The sequence below is a fragment of the Thioclava sp. GXIMD4216 genome (assembly GCF_037949285.1).
In the GTDB taxonomy this organism is placed as follows: Bacteria; Pseudomonadota; Alphaproteobacteria; order Rhodobacterales; family Rhodobacteraceae; genus Thioclava; species Thioclava litoralis.
In genome coordinates this window covers 2447144-2460004 of record NZ_CP149926.1, presented here as the reverse complement: position 1 = coordinate 2460004, position 12861 = coordinate 2447144, and the positions used below count along the sequence as shown (strand labels likewise).

The window sequence follows — 12861 nt, the reverse complement described above, 5'->3', positions numbered from 1 at the left end:
GTGACGCATGTCATGAAGGAAGAGAACGCTGTGAAATCCGAGGCCCTTCATTGGTTTGTGACGCTCCATTCCAAAGAGGCGACAGAACAGGACCGGCAGGCTGCGGCGCATTGGTTGGCCAAAGATCCTGCGCATCGTGCCGAGTTCGAGGCCCTTTGGGATGTCTGGCGGGCTCTGGATGATGTGAAGGATCTTCCGGCTCCGGTGTTCCGAAGGCCGGTCAGCGCCAGTCGACGGGCCTTTCTTTCGTCAGGTCTGGCGGCAGGGTTTGCGGCGGCAGGGCTGGGCTATGTGCACCACCGCATGGCCGCGCCGGTCCTGCAGGAGACCGGAATCGGGGAAATCCGTTCGGCGCAGCTCAGCGGTGGCACCGCAGTGGATCTGGATGCCGGAACAGCGCTTGCCGCCGAAGATCACGGCGGCGGCTGGCTGCGTCTGCGTCAGGGCCGCGCGCGGTTCCGCGTGGCCGAGAACGCGTCGCTGCTGCATCTGAAAGCCGGGCATGTCAGCTTGCAGGCGGGGGCAGGGGCGTATCAGCTGCATCTTTGGAAACATGCGCTGGCCGTAAGTGTGCAGGAGGGCGAGGCCCGTCTGGCGCATCCCCATGCGGGCGATCTGAAGATTGGCAGGCACCAGCAGGTGCTGCTGGAGGGCCATCACTGGGGTGCACGCCAACAATGGAGCCCGCAGACCGGAAATGCCTGGATGTCGGGGCGGTTCATTTTCGAGGATCAGCCTTTGGGCAGGGTTCTGGACGACCTTGGCCGCTATCGGCATGGCAAGGTGATCGTGATGGAACAGGCGCTGTTGCAGCTGCCGGTCAGCGGCGTCTTTGCCACACATCGCCCCGAGGACGTGCTCGCCGCCATCGAGGCAACCCTCCCCGTCAGACGCTACGCGCTGACCGACTATCTTGTTGTCTTGCGCGCGGCCTGAGGGCGGCGGGCATGTGTCCGGCACATCCCCGCTGCGGCCTCAGCTTACGGCGCAAAGGGTCAGGTCGCAAAGCGCCCTCAGCTTGTTTCCTCCAGCAGCGCGTCGATAGAGACCCCGCGTTTGGCGGCCGCAATCTTTGCCGCTTCGCGGATCGCGGGACTGCGGCGCATCAGTTTACGGAAGCGTTTCTCGTCGAGTTCCAGAATGGTCGAGGGCGTGATCGCGCGCACATCGGTGCGGCGCGGCTTGCCTGTCAGCAGAGCCAGTTCGCCGAACATGTCGCCACGGCCCAGACGCGAGATCTGCCCCGCGGTTTCAAGCTCGACCGCGCCGGAGGCGATAAAGAAGACGCTGCGGGCATGGCTTTCCTTGCGCATGATCTTGTCGCCTGGGTCGAAATAGCGCGTGCGCAGGCTGCGGCCCAGAGGTTTGCGCACCGCGTCGTCGAGATCCTCGAACAGTCGCATCCGGCGCAGGATATCGGCCCGCTGCACCTGTAGATCCAGCATCGGGCGCTCTTCGGCCTGAAGCCTGCGCGCCGAGATATCCTGTATCAGCGAAATGAAGACTTCCTCGCTGATCAGGCCGTCCTCATGCATGATGTTATATTCGCGCTCTTCCATCCGCAACGCGGTGCGGCGGATCAGGCGGCGCTCCAGTTCCTCGGCATAGCCGGGATATTGCAGCCTCAGGCCGAAGAGGGCGGTTTCGATATTTTCCACCCGACGGCCCAGCAATTCGCGCAGAAGGTCGGCCACGCGACGCCCGTGGATCCGGCGGATGCGGGCGTCGATGAAGGTGTCCAGATCACGCAGGATCATCCGTTCCGAGATCAGGCGTTCGAAACGGTCGGCGGTCAGCAGGGCCAGCGGGGCGGAGAAATGCGCGCGGTTATGCAGGAAGCTTGCGATGCGGAAGGCGCGCCCGTAAGACACCGCGCGTCGGGCGGCACGTTGATAGCCGGTCCGGCCATGCGTGCGGGCGCCCTCGATCAGATGGTCGGTCTGGCTCAGCGCGGCCTCGCCGATGCGCGCGGAAATCGAGCGGTCGCGCAGGCGGATCAGCACCTGTTCGCGCTCGAACCCCGCCAAGGCGATCAGACCCAGCGTGATGCGGTCACGGTCAAGGATATTGGCACCGGCCTCGGCCGAGCGCACGACCTCGTCCAGCCGCTCGCCGAAGCGCTTGGCCTCGGCCCGCACGATCTCGTGGTTCAGCTTGTAGTTGTCGCTGGATTTGGCGACATCTTCCCGCACGGTTTGCAGTGAAACGGCGATCACCTGATTGGCCAGCGCCTGATCCAGCGGGGACAGCTTGTCCAGCCCCAGCCGCCCGATCACGCTGCGCAGGGTTGTCCCTTGCACGATCAGGGTGAACAGGGTGAAGCCGGTGGCCAGAATACCGACCACGCGCTTGATCTCGACAGGGACCAGCGCGTTTTCGGTGACCGCCAGCGCCAGCGCCAATGTGACCGCGCCGCGCAGCCCGCCCCACAGGATAGCCACCCGATAGGGGCGTTCCACGACCGGCGAAAGGCGCAGCAGGGTCAGCACCGGCAGCAGGCCGAACAGGATCACCGCACGCGCCAGAATGGCGGCAAGCACCACGACCCCGATCAGCAGGAAGTCGGTGACTGTCGTGCCTTCAAGCAGCCGCGGGATCAGCAGCGCGGCGAGAATGAAGATCAGCGCCCCTGCCCAATGCGCCACCAGATCCCATGTCTCTCGCATATTGGTCCATGTCGTCGGCTCGATCCGGCGCGGGCCCGCCAGATTGAGCGTCAGCCCGGCGGCGACAACCGCAATCACCCCCGAGGCCCCGATAAGCTGTTCGGCGATGATATAGGCCAGATAGGGCAGCGCGACCGAAATCGACATCTGGGCCTGTTCATAGCGTGGAAACAGGCCCATGATCCGCAGGCCGATCTGCGACAGGATCCAGCCCGTCATGACGCCTCCGGCGATCAGCATCGGAAAGCGGCCAAGCGCCTCGCCCAGTTTGGGGTCCGGTACTCCCAGCATGACATAGCTGACAAACAGCCCGAAAAGCGCGATGGCGGCGGCATCGTTCAGCAGGCTCTCGCCTTCGATGATCCGCGCCAAGCGTTGCGGGGCCGAAAGCGAGCGGAAGATGCTGACCACAGCCGAAGGGTCCGTGGTCGAGACAATGGCGCCGACCAGAAGGCAGGCGGCCAGCGGCAGGCTGGAGGTATAGGACAGCGCATAGCCCACCGAGAGTGTCGCCACCACCACCGCCACCACGGCCATGACCAGAATGGGCACCCAGTCATCCAGCATCCGTCGCAGGTTCATGCCCAGCGTGACCTGAAACAGCAAGAGCGGCAGGAAGATATAGAGGAAGACATTCGCCCTGATCGGCAAATTCAGGATCGCCTCGGCCAGCGGGTTCAGCGCGTCGGTCAGGGTGGTCTGCAAGAAGAAGATGGCAGCGCTGCCGATCAGGATACCCAGCAGCGCGATGATCACGGAATAGGGCAGGCGCAAACGCGCGGCCAGAGGTTCGGCAATGCCGATCACAAAGAAAAGCGATGCGATGACCGCGACGATGATAACGATTTCCATGACCCGAATGATAGCGGCTGACAATGGCCCTTTGAAGGCGGTTTCGCAGGGCCTTCTGGCAGGCAGGGGAAAGGGGGAGGGGTGGCTAGATATGAAAGCAGCCGCCGAAGATCGGCGGCTGCGCTATTGGCTTTCCGGCCGAGACAGGCAGGTAGGCGCCTTAGTCGCGGTTCCCCATGAGCTGCAAGAGCATCATGAACAGGTTGAGGAAGTCCAGATAGAGGCTCAGCGCCCCCATGATGGCCGCTTTGCCAAGGAAGTCCTCGCCCGAATGGGCCATTTCGATATAGGTCGCTTTGATCTTCTGGGTGTCATAGGCGGTGAGGCCCGCGAAGATCAGCACGCCCAGCACGGACACCGCAAAGGCAAGCGCCGAGCTGGCGATGAAGATGTTGACGATCGAGGCCACGATGAGGCCGATCAGACCCATCATCAGGAACGAACCCATAGCCGACAGGTTACGTTTGGTGGTGTAGCCATAAAGCGAGAGCGACGCGAAGGCGATGGCCGTCACGAGGAAGGTCTGCGCAATGGAAACGCCGGTGAAGACAAGGAAGATCGACGAGATCGAGGCACCGACAAGGGCGGCATAGACCCAGAACACCAGCTGCGCCGCACCAACCGACATGCGGTGGATCGTGGCCGAGAACAGGAAGACCACGGCCAGCGGGGCCAGCATCACCACCCATTTCAGCGGCGAGGTGTAAAGTAGCGCGCCGAACTGGGTCAGCATGGTGCCATTGCGCATGGTGCCGACGGCCATCGACGGATCATTGGTCATTGCAAGACCGGCCAACGCCCATGCCACGACCCCGGTGATCAGCATCGCTGCCGACATCAGCCCGTAGACCTTGTTCATATGAGCGCGCAGACCTTCGTCGATCAGCGCCTGACGCGTACCGGCATTGGTGCGCATCGTGTTAAAACCAGCCATCAAATCCCTCCATGAAGCGGCGCGCGCCTCGTGTGGCACGCTTGTCGTCTGCCGATATTGGCAGGCTTGCTGATCATTTCAAGAGAGAGTCGCTGCGGTTTTGGCCGGAAAAGAGGTTAACCGGAGAGTTTTTCACGCGGATGTGGAAGGTGCCATCCGGATGACCAGCTTTCCGGTCGAGCGGCGGCTGCGCAGCATTTCAAAGGCCTCCTCGATCTGGGCAAGATCGAAGACATGCGAGATATGCGGGGTCAGCAGCCCCTTGGCGTGATCTTGCATCACGGCTTCGACAGAGCTGCGGAACATCTCCGGATCAATCTGCCGCATTCCGCCCCAATAAAGGCCGAGAATGGAGATGTTCTTGACCAGCGCGTGATTCAGCGGCAATTCGGGCGGAGTGCCGCCCGCAAAGCCGATCAGCAGAAAGCGTCCGCCCGGTTTGAGCGCGCGAAATGCGGCCTCGCCCAACGCGCCGCCCACGGCATCATACACGACATCCACACCGCCCAGTTCTTTCAGGCGGGCTTTCAGGTCGGCGCTTTCGCTATCCAGCGTGATCGCCGCGCCTGCTGCGCGCGCCACCGCGCATTTTTCTGCCCCGCGGGCCACGGCAATGACCTTTGCGCCAAGCCTTGCGCCGATTTCCACGGCGGTCAGCCCGACCCCGCCAGCCGCTCCGATGACGGCCAGCGTCTCGCCGCTACGCAAGCCCGCCTTCCGGTCCAGCGCAAGATGCGAGGTGCCATGCGCGATCAGCAGGCCCGCGGCCTCCAGATAGGATGTGCCCTGCGCAAGCGGAATGCAGCTTTCTTCGGGGAAGCAGCCATAGTCCGCCAGCCCCCCTTGACCGGCATAGATCACAACGCGCGTGCCCAGCGGGGTCGATGTGCCTTCGCCGCAGCCTACGACCTCGCCCGCGCATTCCAGCCCCAAGGTGAAGGGCGGGGCGGGGGTGTCCTGATAACGCCCCTGCATCATCAGCAGATCGGCGAAATTCAGACCACAGGCATGGATGCGGATTTTCAACTCTCCTGCGGCGGGAACCGGATCAGGCAGGGAGCGGACCTGCGGCGCCGCAGAAAAGTCGTGAATTTGATAGGCTTTCATAGGGCTCTTCCGTCGCATTCGGGATCGGGCAAGCCTATAATCTGAGTCGCGCAGCGCAAGCGGTTTAGAATGATTCGTATTGGAATTACGTATAACCAAAATTTTGACACATTTGCATTTTGCGATGCAAATTGCGAAACACGCTGGGGGAGAAGGGGGTAAATTAGGCTCGCTTTAAGCTTCGCGACGATAAAATTTAAGAAAGCGACGCAAAGATTAACTTTGTTTAGGCTTTTTATACCAGTTTTGACGACCATTTGTGAGGAAATGCCGCCCTATGCGTGTGCGTACGTGCTAGGTTCCTTTTTGTAGTGTTGTAAGGACGATTGAATGAAACACCCAGTTGATGCCCATGTGGGCAAACGTATTCGCCATCGTCGCTGGATGATTGGCGTTACGCAGCAACAACTTGCTGACAAGGTTGGAATCAAATTTCAACAGATCCAGAAATACGAGACCGGCATGAACCGTGTTTCGGCATCGCGTCTTTGGGACATCTCGGAAGCGCTGGATGTGCCGATTTCCTTCTTCTTCGAAGGGCTGGAAGGCCGTGTCGAGAAGAAAGAGGTCGAAGGCGATATCTTGGCGGATAAGGAAGCACTGGCTCTGGTGCGCTCCTATTACGCGATTCCGGAAGAGCAGCGCCGCCGCCTGTTCGATCTGGCCAAGGTTCTCTCGGCGTCTTCTGCCGCGTGATCTTGCGATCCTGCGCGTTATGTCGTCCGGCCTGTCTGGGCCGGGCTAGGGCGTGGGGTGGCACGTCTTACGAGGCGCGGCATCATGCCTTGCCTTGACCTCCCGAAGGTGGCTCTGTACCGCTTGAACAAAAGCGGGAGTGCGCGATGAAAAAGCCTTTGGATATCACATCTCTTGAAGCCGATGCCTTGCTTGATCTTGCGCAGCGGCTTGCGGATGCGGCGCGTGTGGAAACATTGGCGCGGTTTCGTCCGCTTGGTGGTATTGCTGCAGCCAATAAGGATGCGGGCGGCTTCGATCCGGTGACAGAAGCGGATCGCGCGGCAGAAGCCGCGATGCGCGCCATTCTGGCAAAAGAACGTCCGAATGATGGTATTTACGGGGAAGAGCAGGGGCAATCGCTTGGCACAAGCGGCTATGTCTGGGTGCTTGACCCGATTGACGGCACGCGTGGTTTCATGTCGGGCACACCCACTTGGGGCGTGCTGATCGGTTTGGCGCAGGTGGTTGACGGTGCCTTGGGCGCGCCGTTCCTTGGGGTCGTGGACCAACCCTATATTGGCGAGCGGTTTATCGGCGGTCTGGGGCAGGCGCGGCTGATCGGGCCGCATGGAGAATTTCCGCTCAAGACGCGCGCAGCGGCTCCGCAGGCGCTGGCCGATGCGGTGCTGTTCACGACGTTCCCCGAAGTGGGCACGGCCGCAGAAGGCGCGGCTTTCCGGCAGGTATCACAAGCGGCCAAGCTGACCCGTTACGGGATGGACTGCTATGCCTATGCGCTTCTGGCGGCAGGGCAGATCGACCTGGTGATCGAGGCCCAGCTGCATCCATACGACATTCAGGGGCCGATGGCCGTGGTCGAGGCAGCAGGCGGTCTGGTGACCGACTGGCAGGGCGGTCCGGCGCATCTGGGCGGGCAGGTGATTGCTGCGGCAAACCCCGAGGTTCATGCCGCAGCGCTGGCGCTTCTGAACGCCTGATTTCTTCGCCTTGCACGCTTTCCCCTGCAAATGTGCAAACGGCACTTGCAGGGGTGTCTCCCTTATTTCCAGCAGCTTACATGAACAACCAGACCCTGCGCCGCCCGCGTGAGGTCTTCGGTGGCAATGGCCCCATGAGGCTCTGCGGCGTCCGGGGCTGTGCCCATGCGGGCCATCGCATCGGCCATTGGCTGGGCTTGTAGGGCCACCGACAGATCTTCGGGCAGGATCTTGTCATCTGCGGTGGTCTTGGGCAGCACCATGCCGATCACCGCGCCCGAGCTGTCCAGCACGGGGCCGCCGACATCGCCAGGCAGGCTGCGCAGGGCCAGACGTGCCTGCTGGGGTTCGTTCTCCAACCCCTTGAGCGCCGTGAGCGTTCCGAAGCTGAGCACCGGTGCCGAAAGCGCCTCGGGATAGGAGAACCCTGCCACGGCGATATCGGCCCCCGGCGCGGTTTGTGCCGTCTGGAATTTGGCAACCTGACGGGGCGATAGCGGTTTTTCCGGCGTCAGCAGGGCCAGCCCCAGATCCTTGTCCTGTGCCGTCAGCTTGGCCTTGCCATCCTCGATGGTCAGGCGCGTGCAACTGTCGATACCGGCGGCGGCGGTGGCGACCGTTCCGTGGCTGTCCACATAAAAGCCTGACCGCGCAAAGGCGGGTTTGCGGATGTCGAGCCCGCTGGTCAGGTCTTCGCGGCTAACGGTCATCGGCTTGCCCAAGGTCGGGTCCAGTGCCTGATTGCCGAAGGGCTGGAAGTTCTGCTGCATGGCGTTCAGCACGCGCGCGCGCTGTGCCATATCGCCATTTGCGGGCCAGACCAGCGTAAAGCCCTTGATCAGACCGCCTGATAGAGCTGCCTGTGTATAAGAGACAATCCTGTCGTTTCGTCCCTCGATATGGAACGCGGTCGCGGTCCGGGCGCGCGGCCCTTCCATCGGGACCATTTCCAGACGCTGCATCACATCATATAGCGCGCCGAGGTTCTTGGCGTCGCCCTGACGCGAGATCAGTAGCACCGACACCCCAGATCCGTCCTTCGGGCCATAGGTCACGAACGGCGCGTCATAGCCTTTGAACGCCACCAGACCGGTGGGCAGGGCAATACGGATGCCGGCATCGTTATTCTCGACGATCTCCAGCCCGAGTTCGGCGCGTTCCTTTTCGACTTGGGCCAGAAGGGCGGCCTGCTGGGCGGATGTCAGCACGCCTGTCGGCTCTTCGCCCTGTGCGCTCTGCCAAGCGGCAATCGAGCTGCGCGTGCCCGGACCGAAAGACGCATCCAGTCGACCGGTATAGACGCCCTGCCACGAGAGCGCATCCTGAATGGCCATCTTCTCGTCGCGCGTCAGAAGGGATTCGCGCTGACGGGACTGGGCCAGCGTTTCGACCGGCGGGGCCTCTTGTGCCACAGCAGGATCGGGCTGTGCGGGGGACGGCTGGACAAGAGCGGGCGTTTCAGACGGGCTTTGCGCGGGCGCGGGCGCGGGCTCTGTGCCCGTTTCGGTGGCCGGTGTGGTGGGTGTCGCAGGCTGCGATGCCGCGGCCTCGGGAAGGGCGGTCATCTCGCCCACGGGGGCAATCGGATCGCCCGCGCTAACGGGTGCATCCTGCGGGGTCTGTGGGGCCGTGGCCTGAGACGTTGGAACTTGCTGGAAGCGCGCGCCGACCGGCCAGAACTGCTGGCGGTAATTGGCCCCGTCGGTGACATAGGAATCAGAGGGGATCAGCCCCTCGCGTTGCAGTAGGCGGCGGCGGTCATTGGCGGCCTCGCGTGTGTCGAACGGACCGACGGAAATGGCATACCATCCTGTGGTCATCGCAAAGCCCGCCAGATCGGGCAGGCTGGACCAACCGCGTGCCGATTGTTCGGCCTGTGCCAGCGAGGGCTGGGCTTCGATCTGCAGCCACAGGGGGGCCGCCCATGCTGCGCCTGCCCAGACCATTCCCGTCAGGCTGGCCCCGACCATCATCGACACAGCTTTGCGCATAACCCTCATTATAATTCCTGCCCTGTTCAAAATTGCAAAGTTGGCGCAAATTAGCAGGGTTTTGGCCCGCGTCATCCCTTAAAGCCGGTGCGGTTGTCCAAGGCTGCGTGTTGTTGCACGTTGACCCCGCTTGCGGGCTTGCCTATCAGGCATAGGCAAGTTTCGATGACAGATCCGTCTGGGAGAGTTCGCATGTCAGATGCCACCGCCACCAAACCCGCCGCGCCGCGGTCGTTTCAGGAGATTATCCTGCGGCTGCAAGCCTATTGGGCGGGCAAGGGCTGCGCGATCATGCAGCCCTATGACATGGAAGTAGGGGCGGGCACCTTCCACCCTGCGACCACGCTGCGTTCGCTTGGCTCCAAGCCTTGGGCCGCCGCCTATGTGCAGCCCTCGCGCCGTCCGACCGATGGCCGTTACGGGGAAAACCCCAACCGCCTGCAGCATTACTACCAGTATCAGGTGCTGATCAAACCCAGCCCGCCGGATCTGCAAGAGCTCTATCTGGGCTCGCTGCGCGCGATCGGGATCGATATCGACCTGCATGACATCCGTTTTGTGGAAGACGACTGGGAATCCCCGACGCTGGGCGCTTGGGGGCTGGGCTGGGAAGTCTGGTGCGACGGCATGGAAGTGTCGCAGTTTACCTATTTCCAGCAGGTCGGCGGTCATGACTGCCACCCCGTTTCGGGCGAGCTGACCTATGGTCTTGAGCGTCTGGCGATGTATGTGCTGGGCATCGACCATGTGATGGATATGCCCTTCAACGACCCCGACGCGCCGATCGCGCTGAAATATGGCGATGTCTTCAAGCAGACCGAGCAGGAATATTCCCGCTGGAACTTCGATGTGGCCGATACCGATATGCTTTTGCAGCACTTCAAGGATGCCGAAGCCGAATGCGAGCGTATTCTGGCCCAAGCCGATGAAGACAGCGCCGAGCGCCGGATCATCATGGCCCATCCCGCCTATGATCAATGCATCAAGGCCAGCCACCTCTTCAACCTGCTGGATGCGCGCGGCGTGATCTCGGTCACCGAGCGTCAGGCCTATATCGGGCGGGTGCGGGCGCTGGCCAAGCAATGCGCCGATGCCTTTGTGCGCACGCCCGCAGGCGGCGCGGCCTGATCATGGCGGCTTGGCACAGGATACTGGCCCTTGTGGCTCTGGCGGGGGGAACCGCCTCTCTCGCGCTTGCGGCGACCCCGCAGGCGCAGGAGATCCGTCTTGTGTCGATTTCGTCAGGCCAGCCCGAGCCGATCCTGACGGACGGTCTTAAAACCACGCAGGATGCCTTGGCCGCGGATTATCGGGGCTGTTTCACCACGCCCCTCAGCCTTGGCATGCTGACCGAAACTTTCACCGTAGACCCTCTGGCCAAGCCCGAGCCGGACACCCGTGGGCTGTCCTGCTATGATCCGGCCCGCCTGACCGAGGATCTGCGCACAGGCGAGGCTGTGGCCTTCCTGTCCGAACCCGACATCACCCCCGGTATGGACCGGGTGGTGGCCATTTATTCCGATGGCCGGGCCTATGCCTGGCATCAGCGACACGCCGCGGAGAATTGACATGCCCGATCTTCTAATCGAACTCTTTTCCGAGGAAATTCCCGCGCGGATGCAGGGCCGCGCGCGCGAGGACCTCAAGAAGCTTGTGACCGACGGGCTGGTCGAGGCGGGCCTCACCTACGCCTCGGCGGGGGCGTTTTCCACCCCGCGTCGCCTTGTGCTGACGCTGGAGGGCCTGTCGAAAGAGAGCCCGACCCTGCGCGAGGAACGCAAAGGCCCCAAGGTCGGCGCGCCCGAGAAAGCGGTTGAGGGCTTCCTGCGCTCGACCGGTCTGACGCTGGACCAGCTGGAGATCCGCGACGAGAAAAAGGGGCAGGTCTATTTTGCCGTCGTCGAGAAAGAGGGCCGTCCGGCACCTGCGATCATTGCCGAGGTGCTGGAAAAGACCATCCGCAATTTCCCTTGGCCGAAGTCGATGCGCTGGGGCGCGGGCTCCTTGCGTTGGGTGCGCCCGCTGCATTCGATCTTGTGCCTTTTGTCCGATGAAAGCGGCGCCGAAGTGGTTGAGCTGGACATCGACGGCATCAAGTCGGGCAATACGACCGAAGGCCACCGCTTTATGGCGCCGGGCCGTTTTGCTGTGACGGGCTTTGAGGATTACTGCGCCAAGCTGGCGGCGGCATCCGTCGTTCTGGACAGTGCCGAGCGTGAACAGACCATCTGGCATGATGCCGAGCAGATGGCCTTTGCCCGCGGGCTTGAACTTGTGGCCGACCGTGGCCTGCTGACCGAGGTGGCGGGGCTTGTCGAATGCCCCGTGGCGCTGATGGGCGAGATCGACGCGGAATTCCTCGAACTGCCGCCCGAGGTGCTGCAGACCTCGATGAAAGAGCACCAGAAGTTCTTCTCGGTGAAAAACCCGAAGACGGGCCGGATCGAGGGCTTTGTCACCGTGGCCAACCGCCAGACGGCGGATCATGGCGCGACCATCCTGAAGGGCAACCAGAAGGTGCTTTCGGCGCGTCTGTCGGATGCCAAATTCTTCTGGGAAAACGACAACCGTCTGGTGAAAACCGAAGGCCTGTCGGGCATGGGCGCAGGTCTGGCCGATGTGACCTTCCATAACGCGCTTGGCTCTCAGGCCGACCGCATCGCGCGGATCGCGGCACTGGCCGGTGAGATTGCGGATAAGGTCGGCGCGTCGCCCGATCTGGCCCGTGAGGCCGCCCAAGTCGCCAAGGCCGATCTGCGCTCGGAAATGGTCTATGAATTCCCCGAACTGCAGGGGATCATGGGGCGCTATTATGCGCAACGTGCGGGTCTGCCCGAGGCCGTGGCCGATGCCTGCCGCGACCATTACTCGCCGCTGGGCCCGTCCGATGATGTGCCCACCGCGCCGGTGACGGTGGCCGTGGCTCTGGCCGATAAGATCGACACGCTGACGGGCTTCTGGGCGATTGACGAAAAGCCCACCGGTTCCAAAGACCCCTTTGCGCTGCGCCGTGCGGCTTTGGGGGTGATCCGCCTGATCCTGACCAATGAGCTGCGTCTGAACCTGCTGGAGGTCTTTGCCAAAGGCTATGAGGGCGCGGACGGGGGCGATCTTCTGTCCTTCTTCCATGACCGTCTGAAGGTCTATCTGAAGGATCAGGGCATCCGCCATGATGTGATCGATGCGGTTCTGGCGATGCCCGGAAATGATGACCTGACGCTGCTGGTCAACCGTGCCGAGGCGCTGTCGGGCTTCCTGAAAACCGATGATGGCGAGAACCTGATTCAGGGCTATAAGCGCGCCAATAACATTCTGGCGCAGGCCGAAGAGAAGGATGGCGTTGAATACAGCTTCGGCGCGGATGTGAAATTTGCCGAAGGCCCCGAGGAGAAGGCGCTGTTTGCCGCCCTTGATAAGGCCGAGGCCGAGATCACGCCCGCGATGAAAGCTGAAGAATTTGCAAGCGCGATGGGGGCGATGGCCCAGCTTCGCGCGCCGATCGATGCGTTCTTCACCGCCGTGCAGATCAATTCCGACAACCAGATCGTGCGCCGGAACCGTCTGAACCTGCTCTCGCGTATTCGTCAGATCTGTCTCTCGGTGGCCGATCTGAACCGAATCGAGGGCTAAGTGCT

Annotated in this window: 10 protein-coding genes; 6 read left to right on the top strand and 4 right to left on the bottom strand. The window is 62.4% G+C overall.

Translation table 11 applies throughout. The annotated features are described in order from the left end of the window. A complete protein-coding gene (locus WDB88_RS11950) occupies positions 1 to 936 on the top strand; it encodes a DUF4880 domain-containing protein (RefSeq protein ID WP_339107901.1) in 936 nt (311 codons plus the stop codon). A gap of 77 nt (positions 937 to 1013) precedes the next feature. Here WDB88_RS11950 and WDB88_RS11945 read toward each other — a convergent pair whose 3' ends face one another. The 3 genes from WDB88_RS11945 to WDB88_RS11935 all read right to left on the bottom strand — a co-directional run bounded on the left by WDB88_RS11945 (position 1014) and on the right by WDB88_RS11935 (position 5559). Then, positions 1014 to 3518: a cation:proton antiporter gene (locus tag WDB88_RS11945; RefSeq protein WP_339107900.1), complete on the bottom strand. Its 2505-nt coding sequence runs from the start codon at positions 3516 to 3518 to the stop codon at positions 1014 to 1016. Positions 3519 to 3678: 160 nt separating this feature from the next. Then, on the bottom strand, positions 3679 to 4452 hold the full coding sequence (locus WDB88_RS11940) for a Bax inhibitor-1/YccA family protein (RefSeq protein ID WP_339107899.1): 774 nt from the start codon (positions 4450 to 4452) through the stop codon (positions 3679 to 3681). Between the two features lie 132 nt (positions 4453 to 4584). After that, positions 4585 to 5559 (bottom strand): NADPH:quinone oxidoreductase family protein, encoded by a 975-nt coding sequence (locus tag WDB88_RS11935; RefSeq protein WP_339107898.1) that lies wholly within the window; start codon positions 5557 to 5559, stop codon positions 4585 to 4587. Positions 5560 to 5889: 330 nt separating this feature from the next. Between WDB88_RS11935 and WDB88_RS11930 the strand changes: the two genes are divergently transcribed. Together WDB88_RS11930 and WDB88_RS11925 are read left to right on the top strand one after the other, a co-directional pair. Continuing rightward, a complete protein-coding gene (locus WDB88_RS11930; RefSeq protein ID WP_339107897.1) occupies positions 5890 to 6255 on the top strand; it encodes a helix-turn-helix transcriptional regulator in 366 nt (121 codons plus the stop codon). A gap of 146 nt (positions 6256 to 6401) precedes the next feature. Beyond that, the gene (locus WDB88_RS11925) at positions 6402 to 7235 is read left to right on the top strand and encodes an inositol monophosphatase family protein (RefSeq protein WP_339107896.1); all 834 of its coding nucleotides are present in this window, start codon (positions 6402 to 6404) and stop codon (positions 7233 to 7235) included. Positions 7236 to 7297: 62 nt separating this feature from the next. Here the strand turns inward: WDB88_RS11925 and WDB88_RS11920 are convergent, their stop codons facing one another. Continuing rightward, positions 7298 to 9235, bottom strand: a complete 1938-nt coding sequence (locus tag WDB88_RS11920; protein ID WP_339107895.1) for a trypsin-like peptidase domain-containing protein — start codon at positions 9233 to 9235, stop codon at positions 7298 to 7300. Positions 9236 to 9418: 183 nt separating this feature from the next. On the opposite strand from WDB88_RS11920, the gene WDB88_RS11915 reads away from it, so the two are divergent. Genes WDB88_RS11915 through glyS form a run of 3 tightly spaced genes read left to right on the top strand, consistent with a single transcriptional unit; the run spans position 9419 to position 12856 of the window. Further along, on the top strand, positions 9419 to 10354 hold the full coding sequence (locus WDB88_RS11915; protein WP_339107894.1) for a glycine--tRNA ligase subunit alpha: 936 nt from the start codon (positions 9419 to 9421) through the stop codon (positions 10352 to 10354). Between the two features lie 2 nt (positions 10355 to 10356). Then, on the top strand, positions 10357 to 10794 hold the full coding sequence (locus WDB88_RS11910; protein WP_339107893.1) for a DUF6446 family protein: 438 nt from the start codon (positions 10357 to 10359) through the stop codon (positions 10792 to 10794). 1 nt (position 10795) lies between these two features. Continuing rightward, positions 10796 to 12856 (top strand): glycine--tRNA ligase subunit beta, encoded by a 2061-nt coding sequence (glyS, locus tag WDB88_RS11905; RefSeq protein ID WP_339107892.1) that lies wholly within the window; start codon positions 10796 to 10798, stop codon positions 12854 to 12856. Positions 12857 to 12861 lie beyond the last annotated feature (5 nt).

Coding starts and splice junctions, on each gene's coding strand:
- WDB88_RS11945 (WP_339107900.1), bottom strand. CDS start 3,518: ATGGAAATCGTTATCATCGTCGCGGTCATCGCATCGCTTTTCTTTGTG.
- WDB88_RS11940 (WP_339107899.1), bottom strand. CDS start 4,452: ATGGCTGGTTTTAACACGATGCGCACCAATGCCGGTACGCGTCAGGCG.
- WDB88_RS11935 (WP_339107898.1), bottom strand. CDS start 5,559: ATGAAAGCCTATCAAATTCACGACTTTTCTGCGGCGCCGCAGGTCCGC.
- WDB88_RS11930 (WP_339107897.1), top strand. CDS start 5,890: ATGAAACACCCAGTTGATGCCCATGTGGGCAAACGTATTCGCCATCGT.
- WDB88_RS11925 (WP_339107896.1), top strand. CDS start 6,402: ATGAAAAAGCCTTTGGATATCACATCTCTTGAAGCCGATGCCTTGCTT.
- WDB88_RS11920 (WP_339107895.1), bottom strand. CDS start 9,235: ATGAGGGTTATGCGCAAAGCTGTGTCGATGATGGTCGGGGCCAGCCTG.
- WDB88_RS11915 (WP_339107894.1), top strand. CDS start 9,419: ATGTCAGATGCCACCGCCACCAAACCCGCCGCGCCGCGGTCGTTTCAG.
- WDB88_RS11910 (WP_339107893.1), top strand. CDS start 10,357: ATGGCGGCTTGGCACAGGATACTGGCCCTTGTGGCTCTGGCGGGGGGA.
- glyS (WP_339107892.1), top strand. CDS start 10,796: ATGCCCGATCTTCTAATCGAACTCTTTTCCGAGGAAATTCCCGCGCGG.